General features: G+C 61.6%; 17 protein-coding genes. 10 read left to right on the top strand and 7 right to left on the bottom strand.

Going from position 1 to position 18,578, the window contains the following annotated elements; all coding sequences use genetic code 11:
* Nucleotides 1-98 precede the first annotated feature (98 nt).
* Nucleotides 99-575, top strand: coding sequence for a DUF2127 domain-containing protein (locus ACIQWP_RS13390; protein ID WP_402787711.1), 477 nt, complete (start codon nt 99-101; stop codon nt 573-575).
* A 19-nt stretch (nt 576-594) separates the two neighbouring features.
* Here ACIQWP_RS13390 and ACIQWP_RS13385 read toward each other — a convergent pair whose 3' ends face one another.
* Both ACIQWP_RS13385 and ACIQWP_RS13380 read right to left on the bottom strand, forming a co-directional pair.
* On the bottom strand, nt 595-1,602 hold the full coding sequence (locus ACIQWP_RS13385; protein WP_402787708.1) for an asparaginase: 1,008 nt from the start codon (nt 1,600-1,602) through the stop codon (nt 595-597).
* Between the two features lie 101 nt (nt 1,603-1,703).
* Nucleotides 1,704-2,330, bottom strand: coding sequence for a helix-turn-helix transcriptional regulator (locus tag ACIQWP_RS13380; protein ID WP_402787705.1), 627 nt, complete (start codon nt 2,328-2,330; stop codon nt 1,704-1,706).
* A gap of 101 nt (nt 2,331-2,431) precedes the next feature.
* Between ACIQWP_RS13380 and ACIQWP_RS13375 the strand changes: the two genes are divergently transcribed.
* Complete coding sequence (locus ACIQWP_RS13375; protein ID WP_402787701.1) at nt 2,432-3,856, top strand: MFS transporter; 1,425 nt, start codon at nt 2,432-2,434, stop codon at nt 3,854-3,856.
* Here the strand turns inward: ACIQWP_RS13375 and ACIQWP_RS13370 are convergent.
* The 4 genes from ACIQWP_RS13370 to ACIQWP_RS13355 form a co-directional block, all read right to left on the bottom strand.
* Nucleotides 3,837-4,835 (bottom strand): NAD(P)H-quinone oxidoreductase, encoded by a 999-nt coding sequence (locus tag ACIQWP_RS13370; protein ID WP_402787698.1) that lies wholly within the window; start codon nt 4,833-4,835, stop codon nt 3,837-3,839. The genes ACIQWP_RS13375 and ACIQWP_RS13370 overlap by 20 nt on opposite strands.
* A 79-nt stretch (nt 4,836-4,914) precedes the next feature.
* A complete protein-coding gene (locus ACIQWP_RS13365; RefSeq protein WP_402787695.1) occupies nt 4,915-6,720 on the bottom strand; it encodes a GGDEF domain-containing protein in 1,806 nt (601 codons plus the stop codon).
* Between the two features lie 210 nt (nt 6,721-6,930).
* Nucleotides 6,931-7,182 (bottom strand): type II toxin-antitoxin system ParD family antitoxin, encoded by a 252-nt coding sequence (locus ACIQWP_RS13360; RefSeq protein ID WP_402787692.1) that lies wholly within the window; start codon nt 7,180-7,182, stop codon nt 6,931-6,933.
* Nucleotides 7,183-7,410: 228 nt separating this feature from the next.
* Entirely contained in the window at nt 7,411-7,959 is a 549-nt protein-coding gene (locus ACIQWP_RS13355) for an HdeD family acid-resistance protein (protein ID WP_402787689.1), read from the bottom strand.
* 153 nt (nt 7,960-8,112) lie between these two features.
* Between ACIQWP_RS13355 and betI the strand changes: the two genes are divergently transcribed.
* From betI to ACIQWP_RS13330, 5 genes are all read left to right on the top strand, one after another.
* Entirely contained in the window at nt 8,113-8,700 is a 588-nt protein-coding gene (gene betI / locus ACIQWP_RS13350; RefSeq protein ID WP_402787686.1) for a transcriptional regulator BetI, read from the top strand.
* A 5-nt stretch (nt 8,701-8,705) separates the two neighbouring features.
* The gene (locus ACIQWP_RS13345; protein WP_402787683.1) at nt 8,706-9,347 is read left to right on the top strand and encodes a glutathione S-transferase family protein; all 642 of its coding nucleotides are present in this window, start codon (nt 8,706-8,708) and stop codon (nt 9,345-9,347) included.
* Nucleotides 9,347-10,810 carry a betaine-aldehyde dehydrogenase gene (gene betB, locus ACIQWP_RS13340; RefSeq protein WP_402787680.1) on the top strand — a complete coding sequence of 488 codons (1,464 nt, stop codon included), beginning with the start codon at nt 9,347-9,349 and terminating at the stop codon, nt 10,808-10,810. The genes ACIQWP_RS13345 and betB overlap by 1 nt, the downstream gene beginning before the upstream one ends.
* 171 nt (nt 10,811-10,981) lie before the next feature.
* Nucleotides 10,982-12,631: a choline dehydrogenase gene (gene betA / locus ACIQWP_RS13335; RefSeq protein ID WP_402787677.1), complete on the top strand. Its 1,650-nt coding sequence runs from the start codon at nt 10,982-10,984 to the stop codon at nt 12,629-12,631.
* A gap of 156 nt (nt 12,632-12,787) precedes the next feature.
* Nucleotides 12,788-14,149, top strand: a complete 1,362-nt coding sequence (locus ACIQWP_RS13330) for a chloride channel protein (protein ID WP_402787674.1) — start codon at nt 12,788-12,790, stop codon at nt 14,147-14,149.
* Nucleotides 14,150-14,211: 62 nt separating this feature from the next.
* Here the strand turns inward: ACIQWP_RS13330 and ACIQWP_RS13325 are convergent, their stop codons facing one another.
* A complete protein-coding gene (locus ACIQWP_RS13325; RefSeq protein WP_402787671.1) occupies nt 14,212-14,658 on the bottom strand; it encodes an RrF2 family transcriptional regulator in 447 nt (148 codons plus the stop codon).
* 489 nt (nt 14,659-15,147) lie between these two features.
* Between ACIQWP_RS13325 and ACIQWP_RS13320 the strand changes: the two genes are divergently transcribed.
* From ACIQWP_RS13320 to cysN, 3 genes are all read left to right on the top strand, one after another.
* Entirely contained in the window at nt 15,148-15,885 is a 738-nt protein-coding gene (locus ACIQWP_RS13320) for a phosphoadenylyl-sulfate reductase (RefSeq protein WP_402787669.1), read from the top strand.
* A 126-nt stretch (nt 15,886-16,011) separates the two neighbouring features.
* Nucleotides 16,012-16,965 carry a sulfate adenylyltransferase subunit CysD gene (gene cysD / locus ACIQWP_RS13315; RefSeq protein WP_402787666.1) on the top strand — a complete coding sequence of 318 codons (954 nt, stop codon included), beginning with the start codon at nt 16,012-16,014 and terminating at the stop codon, nt 16,963-16,965.
* A gap of 1 nt (nt 16,966) precedes the next feature.
* Nucleotides 16,967-18,445 (top strand): sulfate adenylyltransferase subunit CysN, encoded by a 1,479-nt coding sequence (cysN, locus tag ACIQWP_RS13310; RefSeq protein ID WP_402787663.1) that lies wholly within the window; start codon nt 16,967-16,969, stop codon nt 18,443-18,445.
* Nucleotides 18,446-18,578 lie beyond the last annotated feature (133 nt).

Below are 18,578 nucleotides of genomic sequence, written 5' to 3'. Positions count from 1 at the left end.
CGGTCGAAGATTGGTTCTATCCCGACCGGACAGCGGCTCGCCTTGCGGTCATCGCTGATCAAGCCTACCTCAATAGGTCCTCGAGGTTACGATCGCCCATGAACGAACGCCGCATTCACCAGCTTTTCGAAATCAGCGTCCTGTTGAAAGGTGCCCATGCCTTGATCGAATGCCTCGGCGGCATCGTGCTCGCGCTCGTCAGCACCGAGTCCATTCTTCGTTTGGCGAACAGGGTCACCCAGCCCGAGCTGCTCAACGACCCACATGATTTCATCGCGACGCATCTGCTCGCCTGGGCGCAGGACTTCTCCGTCGGCACCAAGAACTTCTACGCCTATTACCTGCTGAGCCATGGGCTGGTGAAGGTGCTGCTCGTGATCGGCCTGCTCAGGGGCAAGATGTGGGCCTATCCGGCATCGCTGGTGGCGCTCGGGCTTTTCATCGCCTATCAGCTTTACCGCTTCACCGACACGCACGGCATAGGACTCATCGTCCTCACTGTCTTCGACCTCGTGGTCATGATCCTCATCTGGCACGAATACAGGATCGTGCGGCAACATGTGCCAGCACGATAAGCTGGAGGCTGAAGCAGAGTTATGCCATCAGGGCAGAGGCCGGCCTGATATCGCCGACATGGATGCCGTTCCAGTTCTTGAAGGATCTGTCAGCCATCGCCATGAGGCCGGCATGAGCCGCGCCGTCTTTCTCGAAGAAGCGGGCGAGTGTCGCAGCCACCATGACCTCGGCCGCGCGACCGTTGCCATCGTCACACTTGACCGCGATGGCGATGCCCTGCTCGGGTATTGCAGCGCAAAACACGCCTTCGGCGCCGGTCTTGACGAAGATGCGGCCGGGCGCGATCTGCATCAGCTTCGTGCAGGCGCGATCGGTACCGGCAACATAAAAAGGTTCGGCCATGCAGGCCTCGAACAGCCGGCGCGATGCCTTGGCGCGCAACGGCTCTAGGCCAGCGCCAGTCGCCATCTTGGCAAAACCGTGCGCCAGTCCCTTGAGTGGCACCGCGTAGGTCGGGATCGAGCAGCCGTCGGTTCCGCAATTGTCATGGGCGAGAACGGCACCCGTCAGGCTCTGCATGGCGCCACGGATCTGCTGCTGCAGCGGATGGTCATAACCGACGTAGCCTTTGGGATCGATATCCTGATGACAGCAGGCGCAGACGAAGCCGGCATGCTTGCCGGAACAATTGTTATGCAGCGCCGTCGGCTTCTCGATGGTGCGGGCCTGATGGATCACGGTCTTCAGGTCGGAAGACCAATGCGCGCCGCATTCGAGCGTGCCGACATCGCGGCCGGCGCTTGCCAGCATCGCGGCGGCAAGCGCAACATGCTCATCCTCGCCATTGTGGGAGGAACAGGCGAGCGCCAGCTCCTTGTTGCCGAAGCCATAGGCGTCCGCGGCACCGCTTTCGACCAGCGGCAGCGCCTGCATCGCCTTGCAGGCGGAGCGCGGAAAGACGCCGCGTTCGATATCGCCGAGCGAGAAGACGAGCTTCCCATCGCCATCGACGACAACGACGGAGCCGCGATGGCGGCTTTCGACCAGATTGCCACGGGTGACTTCGACGCAGACGGGATTAGACATGACGGGAGGCAGCCTTTGATTTGCGAGATGGCCAGTGATAGCCGCTGCACCCGCAATTGCCAATCGTCAGCGACAGCCGCCGCCATCAAAAAGCCCATAGGTCAGGCGGCCGGCCGAATCCTATAGGCGCAACGCCGGGCGCCGAGAAGGATATGTTCCTCCCGCTCGACCTGCGCGCCGAGCACCGCGCGGAAAGTCTCCAGCTCGGAACGGCAGAAGCCGGCGCAGGCACATGCGGCGGCGCAGATGGGGCAGTGATTCTCCACCAGCATGAGCGAGCCATCATCGTCCTGCCAGTGATCGGCCATATAGCCTTCCTGCGTGCGGATGGCAGCCAGGCTCGCGACGCGCGACGACAGATCGGCCGCAAGGTCGATCTCGCTGCGATACCGTCGAAGGGTCTCCGTTTCGCGGGCGGAAATCACGGCATCCACGGCACCCTGCCCCAGCTGGCTGACCATGGTCGCAAGCAGCGTCGCGGTCAGGTCGGCATGGCCGTCGGGAAATTGCCGGTTGCCGGCAGCCGTCAGATGCCAGAACTGACGCGGCCTGCCCCGGCCGGCTGCAGCCTCCGCCACCGGCTCGACCAATCCCTCCTCCGCCATCTTCGTCAGCTGCTGACGAGCCGCCTCGGACGATATGCCGAGCGCGTCGCCGACGGCTGCTGCCAGCTGCGGCCCCTCGGTTTTCAACAGGATCAGGATTCGATTGGCAGGTGACTGACGCATTTTTCCAAGTTTTCTCTTGTTTTAATCCAACAAGGATGTAATTTTCCAAATTATAACTTGGAAAATAATCAACCGCTAGGGAAAATACCGAGGATCTGCCGATGTCCAGCATCGAAAACACTGCCCCCACTCCGTCGTCCTCCGTCTTCACATTGTTCTCGCCGAAACTTCTGCCCGCGACGCTGATGCTCGGCGGCGGCGTCACGCTCTATGCCGTCGAATCCTACATCACCGCCACGATCGCCCCCTCGATCGTCCGGGATATTGGCGGCCTCGAACTGTTTTCATGGATGACGACGCTCTTCGTCGCCGCCGGCGTGCTTGGATCGATTACCGTTGCCACGCGGCCGAAGGGCATGGGCCTGCGTACCGTTTATATCGGGGCGGCGCTCACCTTCGGCATCGGCAGCCTGGCCTGCGCCATCGCACCGATGATGCCCGTGTTGCTCGCGGGCCGCGCCATCCAGGGCTACGGCGCCGGCATGTTATCCGGCCTAGCCTACGCTTTCATCCGTTTCGTTTATCCGGAGGCGTTGTGGCGCAAGGCCTCCACACTCTATGCCGCCATCTGGGGAGTGGCGACGGTGCTCGGCCCGACGCTCGGCGGCCTCTTCGCCGCGGGAGGCGCATGGCGCGAGGCCTTCATCGTCCTCGTGCCACTGACCGTCATCATGGCGCTCTCCGCGCGCCGGCTGTTACCAAACGTGGCGGATGACCGGATCGACACGCGGACACCGCTTATGCAGATCGGGCTGCTGCTGACCGCCGTCCTGTTCGTCAGCATCGCCGGTACGGTCGAACACGGAATATACAAGGCGCTATTGATTGCAATTTCCATCGCGCTTGTCGCGACAATGGTCACGATCGAGCGCAAGAATGACGTACGGCTTCTGCCCTATGGCGCCGTCATGCTCGGCAATCCGATTTCGCGGCTCTATCTGACGATGTTCGTGGCCATGATGGTGCTGACAAGCGACATCTACATTCCCTACTTCCTGCAGACCCTGCACGGTGTCACGCCACTGGTCTCCGGCTATCTCGTCGCGCTCGTTGCGCTGGGCTGGACGATCGCCGCCTTCTTCAGCGCCTCGTTTTCCGGCAGGCAGGCCGTTGCGGCCATCGTTGCCGGCTGCGTTCTGGAAACCGCCGCGACCGCATCATTGATCCCGTTCCTGGCGACGACCACGCCCTTCGATACCGTCGCCAGGTTTGCACCTGCCGTCGTCGCCATGTTCCTGATGGGTTTCGGCGTCGGTCTCGGCTGGGCGCATCTGGTGACCAAGATCATCGGCATCGCCCGCAGAACCGAACAGGACAAGGCGTCGGCCGCGATCTCGATGACGCAGTCGCTCGGCGGCGCGTTCGGTGCCGCACTCGCAGGCGTCATCGTCAACGGCGCCGGCCTGACCCATCCGGGCGGCATTGCCGGCGGCCTCTCCGCGGCGACCTGGCTCTATGCGCTGATGGCCGTGCCGGGCCTCATCGCCGTCGCCCTGTCGCTGACGATCAAGCCAGCTTCAGCATGATCTTGCCGATATGGTCGCTGGTTTCCATCAGGCGGTGCGCCTCGACCACATCCTCGAAAGAGAATGTCCGATAGATGACGGGGGCAACCGTGCCCTCGTCGAGCAGCGGCCAGACCTGGGAGAGAAGGTCGTCGCGAATGGCGCGCTTTTCCTCGGGCGTGCGCGGACGCATGGTCGATCCTGTCACCGTCAGGCGCTTGACCATGATCGGTGCCAGATTGGCCTTCTCCGCCACCGCGCCGCCAAGGAAGGCAATGATCGAGAGGCAGCCATCGCGTGCGAGGGAAGCGAGGTTCTTCTCCAGATAGGCTGCGCCGATCATGTCGAGGACGATATCGACACCATGTTCCGTCTCCGCCTTGATGACCTCGGCGAAATCCTCTTCCTTATAATTGATCGCCCGCTTGGCGCCGAGCTTGACGCAAGCCTCGCACTTCTCCTTCGAGCCGGCGGTCGTATAGACCGTCGCGCCGAAGGCGCGGGCAAGCTGGATCGCCGTCGTGCCGATGCCGCTGGAACCACCGTGGATCAGCACGCTTTCGCCTTCGGTGAGGCCGGCCATCTGAAAGAGATTGGCCCATACCGTGAAGAAGGTTTCGGGGACGGCGGCGGCGCGCACGGCATCATAGCCGTTCGGAAAACGGAGCGCCTGACCGGCTGGAAGCACGCAATATTCGGCATAACCGCCGCCATTGGCAAGACCGCAGACCTTGTTGCCGATCGCAAACTCCCGCACGCCGGGCGCAACGTCGACGACTTCGCCTGATATCTCGAGACCCAGGATCGGGCTTGCGTCCTTTGGCGGCGGATAGGTGCCCTGACGCTGCGCCACATCGGGCCGGTTGACGCCGGCAGCCTCGACGCGAACTAAGATCTCGCCCGGTTTCAAGACCGGCAAGGGCCTGCGGGCGATGGTCATGACCTCAGGTCCACCAAAGGACGGCAGATCCACAAAACGCATTTCAGACGGCACGGGCATGGCGCAATCTCCTCTCCCAGCGAAGCAATGGAGATAGTTTAGCTTAGCGCGCTTGAAAAGGATCGCATGCCAGAGGGCGTCAATTCGTCTCGGCCAAGCCGAGGAATGCAACGCCGGCTTTGCTTTCCTTGGCCTTGGCCTTGATGCCCGCGATGGATGTGCTGACGCGGTTGATATTGTCGATCACCAACCCTTCCGGCAGCTGCAGAATGCCGATCGAGCAACGCATCAGTGGAAACTCCGCCTCGGCGCCGCCCCGATCATGGCCGCGAATGCGGCCGGCCGCACGATCTTCCGCCGAATAGAGTTCGAGGACATCGGCATGGAAATCGGCAAGCAGCCGGTCGAGAACCTCGCGAAGCTCCTGCGTGCTCCAGCCGGTGACGCCGATGAAGAAATCGTCGCCGCCGACATGGCCGAGGAAATGGCGCTCGGCAAAGAAATAGCGGCGCATCAGGGCTGCGAACAAGGAAATCGCGTGGTCGCCGAGATGGAAGCCATAGGCATCGTTGAACGGCTTAAAATTGTCGAAGTCGCAATAGCAGAAATGTCTGGTCTCATCGCCGTCCCGGCCGGCACTCTGCATGAAATCGTGGATCGCCCTGTTGCCGGGCAGGCCGGTCAGCGGATTCTGGTCCTGGGCGATCTTCAGCTGCTTCTCGTTGATGACCTTGATCAGCGAGGCGGCCGACACGATGCCGGCATAATGCGTGCCCTCGGTGACGATCAGGCAATCGCTGCTTTCCATGTTGGCGAAAATCGCCATCAGCGTATCGGCGTCGGAATCAAGACCGACGATCGGCGCCATCTCGACGAAATGCGAGATCGAGCGCTTGTAGACCTTGTTCTTCAAGAGGTCGCGGCCGAAGGGCTGATAGATGTATTCCTTGAGCTGGTATTCGTGGATGATCCCACGCGGCTCGTCATTGGCGTTGACGACCGGGAAATAGGCCCGGCGCGGATTGCGGCGGAAGAGCTCGAAGACGCTATCGATGCTGTCACTTTCGCGGATGGTCGGCAACACTTCGATCTGCTTGCGAATAAGGATTTCGTCGAGCGACTGGCTGTTGCGCACCGTCTTGCCGAGATCCTGCAGGTGCGGAAAGCCTGGTTTGAGCTCGTTGACCAGCACCGTCGGCCGGGCAATGAACCAGCCCTGGACAAGATCGACGCCGAATTCGCGGCACGTCAGGAACTCCGCCTCGGTCTCGATACCCTCGGCGATGACGCGCGTGCCGAGGACGTGGGCGATATTGACGAGATTCCTGAGGATGTGGCGCTTGCGGGCGCTGCGGTCGATATCGACGATGAAATGACGGTCGATCTTCAGATAGTCGACCGGATAGTCGGACAGCAGCTTCATTTCGCCGCGACCGACGCCGAAGTCGTCGATGGCGAGCTTGAAACCGGCATTGCGCATCTTGGCAACCAGTGCCGAGAACTCGGGCACGATGGTATTGTCGAAGCGTTCGGAGAACTCGAAGCAGACGGAAGAAGGGGCAATGCCGGCCTTTCTCATATGCTGCAGCAGGCCGTCGACCAATATCGCGCCCTGCGCAATCAACCGGACATCCAGATTGAGGAAGAGGGTCGTGGTAGCGGTATTGGGCAGAGTGGCAAATTTCGCAAGCGCCCGGCTGGTGACCATCTGTTCCAGCCCGAGAAGCTGGCCGGTGCGCTCGGCTTCGTCGAGTATCTCAACCGGGCTGTCGAAACCGATGCGCTCCTGCCCGCGCATCAGGGATTCATAGCCAAAAACAGCGCCGGTGCCGGCCTCCACGATCGGCTGAAATGCGTTTTCGATCACGAGCTTGGCGAGAGTGACGATCTGGTCGCTGGCATATCGGCGCAATACGCCCGGTTCGACTGCGGCAGTCAGGGACATGCCCATCTCCACTTGCGGATTTTGATCTAATTTATTTAAGTAAAACTTTGGATTTACCGCGTTTTCAACCCAAGATGCGCCATAAAGCGTCAACGAAACCTTTCCCGCATGTGAAAGTTTCATGAATGGTAAAGCAATCTTAACCATTCGTCGGAACGAAAAATCAGCACAGGGCAGCCGAACAGCTACCATGACGAGCGCGTTTCAGCGCTAGTTGCTAGAGTGCCTCTCCGCCTCGTAATCGGCGAACATGTCGGCGACGCAGCGACCATTCCTGCTGGTCTCGCCGCCGTCGTTGGCTGCGTGCGGCACATCGCAGATGTCGCCCCGCTTGCGGGCGGCATCCCACATGCGCAAGGCCTCCCGCACGACTTCGCTGCTCGAGGCATAGGTGCCAGTGTCAACCACTGCCCGGATGCCGGCAGCCTGAAGCGGAGAGATGGAAACCGTTACCATCGGCATGATATTCCTCCCTTGACGTTGCTACGCGGAAATATGGCTGGAAGCATGCTCCGCGGAATCGACCAGCGCCTTCAGGGCATGTCCTCAGACATGCGTGCTTCCAGGTGAAGGTGCTGTCGCTACATCAACTCAACGCTTCTCCGCCTGACTAGGCGAAGACTTTAAGAGTACCGCCGCTCACGCTCCTTGTCAAAAAGTAGCAGTGCGTTACCCCTTTAGGGAGGTCGCCTACCGCCTGAGCACGAGGCCGAATGCCACCAATGTCCAACCCTGGAAGATCAGATCGAAGGCCAGGAAAAGCCCGAGAATCCAAAGACTGTTGACCGGCCAGCCAAGTGCGATGGCTATGCCGGCAACAGCGGTCGCAAGGCCACTGATGACGATCCAGATCCAACCGCGCTCCGGCTTCAGCTTACGGCCGACCCAGACGCGAAACGTGCCGGCAACCAGCAGCGCGATGGCAAGAAACAGGGTCAATGCCTCGGAGGCCAACAACGGATTGGTGAAGGCAAGGATACCGGCAATCGTGTAGAGCAAGCCGCTGAGCACCCAGAACACGATGTGCTCCCATCCCCGCACCTGAAAGGCATGGGCCAGATGCACGATCCCGCCGATCAGCATCAGCATGCCGACATAATAGACCGACGCCACCGTGGCGATGAACAAATTGCCGAGCGCGATGCCGCCGCAGATCAGCAGCAATATGCCGAGCCCGACAAACCATCCCCACTTGTCGCGCATTGCGGATGGGGGAACTTCATCAAGAATATCGACCATGATTGCACCTCCTCCTATGGGGAAGTATGGCACAGAAATGCTTCTCGGAAAGAGGTTGCGGATTTTTCGCTGTGGGTCGCCCGGCACGTGATTTTTTTATTGATTGATCAGTCAATCAAAAATACACTCATCTCCAGCCTTGGGGATTGAAGCATGCCGAAAGTCGGAATGGAACCGGTGCGCCGCAAGGCGCTTGTGGATGCCGCGATGCGGGTGATCGGCGATCACGGCTCGCTGACCGTCACCATGTCCGAAATCGCCAAGCAGGCCGGCGTTTCTCCTGCTCTCGCGCATCACTATTTCGGCAGCAAGGAACAGCTGCTGATCGAGACAGTTCGTGTCCATCTACAGCGGCTGCGCGACAGCGTGGTGACGGCCCTGCGTGAGGCAAAAAAGCCACGCGAAAAGCTCTCGGCCGTCATCCGCGTCAGTTTCCAGGCCGACCAGTTCGCGCCGGAGACGATTGCCGCCTGGCTCGCCTTCTATGCCGAGGCGCAGCGCTCGGAGGAGACGCGCCGCTTTCTGGTGATCTATGCACGCCGGCTTCGGTCGAACCTACTGGCCAACCTCAAGACGCTGTGCCCGGCCGAGGATGCCGAGCGCATCGCTGAAGGTGCCGCGGCGATGATCGACGGGCTCTATATCCGTCAGAGCCTGCGATCGGCGCCGATCAGCATCGAAGCGTCGATCGCGCTCACCGAGGATTATCTGACCACTCACCTCAACGCGCTGAAAGGGTAGAGGGCATGCTGACCGTCTGGGGCCGCAAATCGTCATCCAACGTGCAGGCGCTGATGTGGTGCATCGGCGAGCTCGGCCTTGCCTATGAGCGCATCGATGCCGGCTTCACCTACGGCGTCAACGACACGCCGGAGTTCCTGGAAATGAACCCGAACGGCACCGTTCCGGTGCTGCGCGACGGCGATGGCGAACCCTTGTGGGAATCGGGGGCAATCCTGCGCTATCTCGCCACGCAATATGGTGAGGATGCATTCTGGCCGAAGGATGCGCGTCATCGCGCCCAGATCGACAAATGGGCGGAATGGGCGAAGATCAATATCGCCTTGAATTTCACCGCCCCGATATTCTGGCGCGTGGTGCGCACAGCCCCTGCTCTCAAGGACGAGAAGGCGATCGTTGCGGCGGTTGCCGCGCTCGCTGCGAAGCTTGACATCGCCGAGTCGCAGTTCGGACGGCATCGCTTCCTGGCCGGCGATAATCTGACGCTTGCCGACATACAATTCGGGCATCTTCTCTATCGCTATTTCGATATCGACATCCAGCGTCCCGCCCATCCGCGGCTGGAGCGCTATTACGAAAACCTGACCGAGCGGCCTGCTTTTCAAGAGCACGTCATGGTGTCCTACGAAGAATTGAGGGTTCTATAATGCGCGCACAACCGAAAGCCTCGCATTTCATCGACGGAGAGTATGTCGAGGACACCGACGGCACCCTTATCGAAAGCATCTATCCCGCAACCGGCGAGGTGATCGCGCGATTGCACGCCGCAACGCCCGCCATCGTCGAAAAGGCAATCGCGAGCGCCAAGCGTGCGCAACCGGAATGGGCCGCCATGAGCCCCACTGCTCGCGGACGCATCCTGAAGCGCGCCGCCGACATCATGCGCGAGCGTAACCGCGAGCTTTCAGAGCTGGAGACGCTGGATACGGGCAAGCCGATCCAGGAAACCATCGTCGCCGACCCGACGTCGGGCGCCGACAGCTTCGAATTCTTCGGCGGCATCGCGGCCGCCGGCCTCAACGGCTCCTACATCCCGCTCGGCGGCGACTTCGCCTATACCAAGCGCGTGCCGCTCGGCGTCTGCGTCGGCATCGGCGCGTGGAACTACCCGCAGCAGATCGCCTGCTGGAAGGGTGCGCCGGCCCTCGTCGCCGGCAACGCCATGGTGTTCAAACCCTCGGAAAACACGCCGCTCGGCGCGCTGAAGATCGCCGAAATCCTGATCGAGGCCGGTCTGCCGAAAGGCCTTTACAACGTCATCCAGGGCGACCGGGAAACCGGGCCGCTGCTGATCAACCATCCCGATGTCGCGAAGGTTTCGCTGACCGGTTCGGTGCCGACGGGCCGCAAGGTGGCGGCTTCTGCTGCTGGCAACCTCAAGCATGTCACCATGGAGCTCGGCGGCAAGTCGCCACTGATCGTCTTCGATGACGCCGATATCGACAGCGCCATCGGCGGCGCCATGCTCGGCAATTTCTATTCGACCGGCCAGGTCTGCTCGAACGGCACGCGCGTCTTCGTCAACAGCAAGATCAAGTCGGAATTCCTGAAGCGGCTGAAGACCCGCACCGAGGCCATGCTCATCGGCGACCCGATGGACGAGGCAACGCAGATCGGCCCGATGGTCTCCTGGGCGCAGCGCGAAAAGGTGCTCGCCTATATCGAGAAGGGCAAGGCCGAGGGCGCGACGCTGGTGGTTGGCGGCGGCATCCCGAACAATGTCTCCGGCGAAGGCTATTACATCCAGCCGACGGTCTTTGCCGACGTCACCGACGACATGACGATCGCGCGCGAAGAAATCTTCGGGCCAGTCATGTGCGTTCTCGATTTCGATGACGAAGCCGAGGTGATAGCCCGCGCCAATGCCACCGAATTCGGCCTTTCCGGCGGCGTGTTCACCGCCGATCTCAGCCGCGCCCACCGCGTCGTCGACCAGCTCGAGGCCGGCACGCTGTGGATCAACGCCTACAATCTCGCGCCGGTGGAAATTCCCTTCGGCGGCTCCAAGCAATCCGGCTTCGGCCGCGAGAACTCTCTGGCGGCGCTGGAACATTATTCGGAATTGAAGACCGTCTATGTCGGCATGGGGCCGGTGCTGGCGCCTTATTGATCCACCTCCCCCTTGAGGGGGGAGGTCGCCGCTTAGCGGCGGGTGGGGGTGACCAGCCGCAGCACGCATAGCAGCAATCACCCCACCCCGGCCTTCGGCCGACCCTCCCCCTCAAGGGGAGGGTGAAGAACCGCCTCGATTTACGCCCCTATCCGTTTGGAGCACATGGTCATGCAAGCAGATTTCATCATCGTCGGCTCGGGCTCGGCCGGCTCCGCCATGGCTGCGCGCCTGTCGGAAGACGGCAAACATTCGGTCATCGTGCTGGAATTCGGCGGCAGCGATTTTGGCCCGTTCATCCAGATGCCGGCGGCGCTTGCCTGGCCGATGAGCATGGACCGCTACAATTGGGGCTATCTCTCCGAGCCGGAGCCAAATCTCAACAATCGCCGCATCACCGCGCCACGCGGCAAGGTGATCGGCGGCTCTTCCTCGATCAACGGCATGGTTTATGTGCGCGGTCATGCCGAGGACTTCAATCGCTGGGAGGAACTCGGCGCGCAAGGCTGGGCCTATGCCGACGTGCTGCCCTATTTCAAGCGGATGGAGCATTCGCATGGCGGCGAGGAAGGTTGGCGCGGCACGGACGGCCCGCTGCATGTGCGACGCGGCGACGCCCGCAATCCGCTGTTCCACGCTTTCATCGAAGCCGGCAAACAGGCGGGCTTCGAGGCGACCGAGGACTATAATGGTGGCAAGCAGGAAGGCTTCGGCCTGATGGAGCAAACGACCTGGAAGGGTCGGCGCTGGTCTGCGGCAACAGCCTATCTGAAGCCGGCCCTCAAGCGGCCGAATGTCGAGCTCATCCGCTGCTTTGCCCGCAAGATCGTTATTGAAAACGGCCGTGCCATCGGCGTCGAAGTCGAGCGCGGCGGCAAGGTCGAGATCATCAAGGCGAACCGTGAGGTGATCATTTCGGCCTCCTCGTTCAACTCGCCGAAGCTGCTGATGCTTTCGGGCATCGGACCGGCACAGCATCTGCGCGACATGGGCATAGGAGTGAAGGTCGACAGGCCGGGCGTCGGCGCCAACCTTCAGGATCACATGGAATTCTATTTCCAGCAGACCAGCCTGAAGCCGGTGTCGCTCTATTCCTGGCTGCCCTGGTACATGCAGGGGATCGTCGGCGCACAGTGGATGTTCTTCAAATCAGGCCTCGGCACCTCGAACCAATTCGAGGCCTGCGCCTTTCTGCGCTCGGCGCCCGGCGTCAAGCAGCCCGATATCCAATATCACTTCCTGCCTGTTGCCATCAGCTATGACGGCAAGGCGGCGGCCAAGAGCCACGGCTTCCAGGTGCATGTCGGCTACAACCTGTCGAAATCGCGCGGCAACGTCACGCTGCGCTCCTCCGATCCGAAGGCCGATCCGGTGATCCGCTTCAATTACATGAGCCATCCGGAGGACTGGGAAAAGTTCCGCCACTGCGTGCGCCTTACTCGCGAGATTTTCGGGCAGAAGGCCTTCGACGACTATCGCGGATCGGAGATCCAACCGGGGGCAAACGTCCAGACGGACGACGAGATCGACGCCTTCCTGCGCGAGCATCTGGAAAGCGCCTATCACCCCTGCGGCACCTGCCGGATGGGCGCGAAGGACGATCCGATGGCGGTGGTCGATCCCGATACCCGCGTCATCGGCGTCGACGGCCTGCGCGTCGCCGACAGCTCGATCTTCCCGCATGTGACCTACGGCAATCTCAACGGCCCCTCGATCATGACCGGCGAGAAGGCCGCCGACCACATTCTCGGCAAGCCGCGGCTGGCGCGATCGAACCAGGAGCCATGGATCAATCCGCGATGGGAGACGAGCGATCGGTAGTGCCATCGCTCATCCGCCACAGTCGGCGCAGACTGGGTCGGCGAGTAAAGTGAAGTTCTGTAAGACAGTGTGACTATCTTAAGATCTCGTTTTTAAGCAGATTGTTCGAACGGAGTCCGCAAGGACCTGTCTATCAATCTATCGGTCACGAGTCATATGCCCCCCATCTATCGCAAGTCGAAGCTCCTCCGCCGTTCCCGCGTCATCTGGGGCTCTTTCAATCTCTGGCGGCCGCGACTGGTGTTCTGGACGGGGGCGCTGGCGATCGGGGTGATCAGCGTCGGCTTTGCCAAGCTCGCCGATCTCGCACAGCGCGCCTTTACCGGCGTCACCCAATCGGGCGAATGGATGTGGCTGCTGCCGCTCGTTCTGACGCCGCTCGGTTTCGTGCTGTCAGCCTATCTCGCCACGACCCTGTTTCCCAACGCACAAGGAAGCGGCATTCCGCAGGCGATTGCCGCGCGGCACCTGCACCATGATGAGGACCGCACCAAGCTGCTGTCGCTGCGACTTGCCTTCGGCAAGATCGTGCTGACCATTCTCGGGCTCTTGAGCGGCGCCTCGATCGGCCGCGAGGGGCCGACGGTGCAGGTCGGTGCCGCCTTCATGCTGGCTGTCGCCCGATTCGGAGGCATGGCACAGGCAAAGGGGCTGATCCTTGCCGGCTCCGCGGCGGGCATCGCAGCCGCCTTCAATACGCCGCTCGCAGGGATCGTCTTTGCCATCGAGGAGATGAGCCGCACCTATGAATCGCGTGCCAACGGCCTGGTCTTAACGGCCGTCATTCTTTCCGGCCTTGCAGCCCTTGGTCTTTCCGGCAGCTACAATTATTTCGGCACGGCCGATGCGGCGCCGACAATGTTCCGGGACTGGATCGTCATGCTGATCTGCGGTGTTGGCGGCGGCGCGCTTGGCGCCACCTTCAGCGGCCTGGCGCTTTATGCGGGCATCCGCATACGCCGCTGGGCGCAGCCGCAGCCGCTCAAGCGCATGCTGATCCTTGCCGGCCTCTGCGGTCTCGTCGTTGCCGCCATCGGCGTGCTCTCCGGCGGCCAGACCTTCGGCACCGGCTACGAGCAGGCCCGCGGCGCGGTCGAAGGACATGCCCTGCCGCCGTTCTTCTTCGTCGGCAAGCTGCTGGCGAGCTTCCTGTCGATGATCTCTGGCATTCCCGGCGGCATCTTCGCACCATCGCTTGCCGTCGGCGCGGGCTTCGGCAGCACGGTCGGCACGCTCGTCGGCGGTGGCGTGGCGCTTGCGGCGATCCTCGGCATGGCCGGCTATTTCGCCGGCGTGGTGCAGGCGCCGATGACCGCCTTTGTCATCATCCTCGAAATGACCGGCGACCATCAGGCCGTGATCCCCATCATGGCGGTATCGATGATCGGCTATGTCACCTCGCGGCTGCTGTCGCGGGAACCGCTCTATCATGGGCTGTCGCGCGTCTTCATCGCAGCGGCAATCCGAGCCCGGCGAGCCATGGAAAAAGAAGGCAGCGAAGAACACGCCGCCCACTGAGGGCCGAAGCCCTGCAACTTTCGAAGGGAGGACCGCCGTGTGCCTGCCTGGGCTTGACCTGTCTAGGCCATCAGCCTGGCGACTTCCGCACCATCAGGCTGCGCGATCGCATCCGCTATGGTCGTCGAAAAGAGGACCTTTCGCGTGGCGTCCGCAACCCGGGCAAAGACATGGCGAATTTCGCAGGTCTGCTCACCGTCGCAATCGTCGCAGCGACGATAGGCGGTGAGCGACAGACAGGGCAGCGGCGCCAGCGGTCCGTCGATGACGCGAAGGATCTCGCCGAACGTGATTTCCGCTGCCGGTTTGCGCAGGAGATAGCCGCCCTGCTTGCCGCGCCGGCTGATCACGATGCCCTGGTGCTTCAGGTCGAGAAGGATCTGTTCCAGGAATTTCTTCGGGATCTTCTGCTGGGCCGCGATGTCGGAAATCATCATCGGCTCGCCCGCCTCTGACTGAGCCAAGGCAGACAGCGCCCGCAGCGCATATTTTGCTTTTTGAGTAATCATTTCGAACCGCTTCACACACACATGCGATACGATCGGCCGATGGATTCGACCGGTCCGCTCCCGAACTCCTCAGCCCTCGTCCCCGGGGCATTTTCGAAGCACCCACACCCATGGCGCAATGCCAGGAAACATCAGCAACCCAGACTTGTTATCATTTTTCGTCGCTATGCCCATAGTTTAGCGCAAAATCCGCCGCAGCGCATCAATTTGAGCATCACTTCCGATTTCCGTTTGACAAGCTATGTGTAACTCTACTATTTCTATAGACATTAAAGCAAGCACTTAAACATGGCCAGCCATATCAGGTGCTTCCGAAGAGCCGCTTCCGGTGGCAAAACGCCTTGGTTCACAGCCGAGGCGGTCGCTTTTCCTTATCGGCGCTGCTTCATGGAGATATTTACTCTCCATCCGCTTCCTTTCGAAATCTATTTTTCTGTCCGCTACCCTTGCGAACTGCGATACTCCGGCAGCATCAGGACAGGACCCCCAATGACTGCCATTACTTCAATTGAAGACGCCGCGACGCTCAACAGCAAACTCGCATCGCTCGACCTTGCAGGCCGTCTGTCCCTCGTCGCCGGCCTCGGCGGCCGTGTGGTGTTCACGACGTCGCTCGGAATAGAAGATCAGGTCATCACGGCCGAGATCGGCAATCATCGCCTGCCGATCGAAGTCGCGACCCTGCAGACCGGCCGTCTCTTTCCCGAAACGCTCGCCCTGATCGACGAGACGGAAAGCCAATACGATATCAACATCGTCCGTTATGAACCAGAGCAGGCTGATATCGATGCCTACGCGGAAAAATACGGTCTGAACGGTTTCTACGAGAGCGTCGAAGCCAGACATGCCTGTTGTGGCGTGCGCAAGCTGAAGCCGCTTGCGCGAGCACTTTCCGGCGCCACAATCTGGATTACCGGCCTGCGCCGCGGCCAATCCGCCAATCGCGCCGATACGCCATTCGCCGAATTCGACCCCGAGCGCAATCTGATCAAGATCAATCCGTTGGCCGACTGGGACATTGATGTTATCCGTGCTTATGTCGCTGACAACAGCGTGCCGGTGAACCCGCTGCATGCCCGCGGCTATCCGTCGATCGGCTGCGAGCCCTGCACGCGCGCCATCAAGCCCGGTGAGCCTGAGCGCGCCGGCCGCTGGTGGTGGGAGAATGACGAGAAGCGCGAATGCGGCCTGCATGTTCACGAAGAGGCGGCAATCGCCGCGCAATAGCATATCCCGCCGGCTCCCGGCTCCGATCCGAAGCGCGTTTCATCGCCGCCGATCTCCAGGGAACCAACGCATTCATTCATTCCGGCCAAATTCCCGGTCGAGACAATTGAAGTTCTGGAGTCATCAATGCCCGATAGCCGTCCGGATACGGAAATCTCCAATCCGCAAAGCGTCAAGCCGCCGCTCGATCCGCATCTGAAGGCGCTGGAAAACGAAGCGATCCATATCTTCCGCGAAGTCGCGGCCGAATTCGAGCGTCCCGTCATGCTCTATTCGATCGGCAAGGATTCCTCGGTTCTGCTGCATCTGGCGCGCAAGGCCTTCTATCCCGGCCGCGTCCCCTTCCCGCTCTTGCATGTGAACACCGGCTGGAAGTTCGCCGAGATGATCACCTTCCGCGACGAGATCGTTCGGAAATACGACCTCGATCTGATCGAGCACATCAATCCGCGCGGCAAGGCGGAGAATATCACGCCCTTCACCTATGGGTCGGCTCGCTATACCGACATCATGAAGACCGAAGCGCTGCGCCATGCGCTCGATGCCGGTCAGTTCGATGCCGCCTTCGGCGGCGCCCGCCGCGACGAGGAGGCTTCGCGCGCCAAGGAGCGCATCTACTCCTTCCGCACGCCGGACCACCGCTGGGACCCGCGCAACCAGCGCCCGGAGCTCTGGAACGTCTATAACGGCCAGATCCGCAAGGGCGAAAGCGTTCGTGTCTTCCCGCTCTCCAACTGGACCGAGGTCGATATCTGGCGCTACATCCAGGCCGAAGACATTCCGATCGTGCCGCTGTATTTCGCAGCGAAGCGTCCCGTCGTCGAGCGCGACGGCATGATGATCATGGCCGCCGATCCGCGGCTGGAACTGCTGCCTGATGAAGTCAAGCGCGAGGAGCTTATCCGCTTCCGCACGCTCGGCTGCTTCCCGCTGACCGGTGCCATCCGCTCCACCGCCACAACCCTTGAAGAGATTATTGCAGAGCTGGAAATCGCCACGGTTTCCGAACGTCAGGGCCGCGCCATCGACCGCGACCAGTCCGGCTCCATGGAAAAGAAGAAGCGTGAAGGATATTTCTGAGATGACCGTAAACGCCAACGTCGTCACAATACCTGCCGTCGAACCGGCAAAGGCCCTTCGTGACTCGCGCCCGCTTCGCCTGATCACCTGCGGCAGCGTCGATGACGGCAAGTCGACGCTGATCGGTCGTCTGCTCTGGGATACCAAGGCGGTCAAAGAAGACCAGGCCGCCACGCTCAGGCGCGATTCGACCGGAAAGCAGAACGATCTCGGCCTGCCCGATTTCGCGCTGCTGCTCGATGGCCTGCAGGCCGAGCGCGAGCAAGGCATCACCATCGATGTCGCCTATCGCTATTTCTCGACCGACAAGCGCTCCTTCATCGTCGCCGACACGCCCGGCCACGAGCAATATACCCGCAACATGGCGACCGGTGCTTCCACCGCCGATCTCGCCATTCTGCTCGTCGATGCACGCATGGGCATCCTCGAACAGACCCGTCGGCACGCGACGATCGCCTCGCTGCTCGGCATCAAGCAGTTCGTGCTCGCCGTCAACAAGATCGACCTGACGAATTACGACCGCGCCGGCTTCGAGAAGATCTCGCACGACTTCCGCGAATTCGCGCTGTCGCTCGGCGTCAAGCAGATCACCGCCATACCGATGTCGGCGCTGAAGGGTGAGAACGTTGTCTATTCCGGTCAGGCCGTCATGCCCTGGTACAACGGCCCGACGCTGGTCGACGCGCTGGAACTCGCCACCGTTCGCTCGGCGCAGACGGTTGGCTTCCGCCTTTCCGTGCAGCGCGTCTCGCGCCCCGGAGAGAGCTTCCGGGGCTATCAGGGCACGGTTGCCGGCGGCTCGGTGAAGCCGGGCGACAGCGTCATGATCCTGCCGTCGGGCATGGTCGCGAACGTCTCGAAGATCGTCACCTTCGATCTCGTACGCAACGCCGCTGTTGCCGGCGATGCCATCACCCTCGTTCTCGATCGCCAGGTCGACGTATCGCGCGGCGACATGATCGTTGCCATCGACAGCCAACCGCAGTCAGGCCTTTCCTTCGATGCGCAGATCGTCGCGCTGCAGCCGGAGGGTATCGAGCCCGGCAAGCGCTACTGGCTGAAGAGCGGCAGCCGCCGCCAGCGCGTGCAGGTGCAGCCGATCGCCCAGCTTGAGCTGAAGACCGGCGCATGGGCACCGGCGCAGGCGCTGTGGATGAACGCCATCGGCAAGGTTCGTCTTTCCTTCGATGAAGCCGCCGTCTTCGACCCCTACGACCAGAACCGCTCGACCGGCTCCTTCATCCTGATCGACCCCGAAAGCAACAACACGGTTGCCGGCGGCATGATCACCGGCAAGCGCACCGATATCGGTGGCATCCACAAGGAAGGCCAGCGCGTTCTCCTGTCCCTGCCGGCCGACCTTGCCGAGCAGATCATGGCAAGCGAACTCTTCGCCAGCCGCCGCGACGAAACGGAAGTTCGCCGCGTCACTGCCGCGCAGGCTGCGGAACTCTGGGCGAACGCAGCCAGCGACATCTGATCGCCGCAGCCATCCTGCCTCTCCGGCTCACTGATCGGCGGCTCTATCGAAAGATTCGCCGCCGGTCGGGACCTGCTTGCCGCTGCCAGCGTTCGCGCCGGCAGCAAAGCTTAGTCCATGCCCCGATGGGCCG

The organism is Rhizobium sp. NPDC090279 (assembly GCF_044769665.1).
Taxonomy (GTDB): Bacteria; Pseudomonadota; Alphaproteobacteria; order Rhizobiales; family Rhizobiaceae; genus Rhizobium.
Note: the sequence above shows the minus strand (reverse complement) of the source record. Positions and strands in the feature narration are given on the sequence as shown.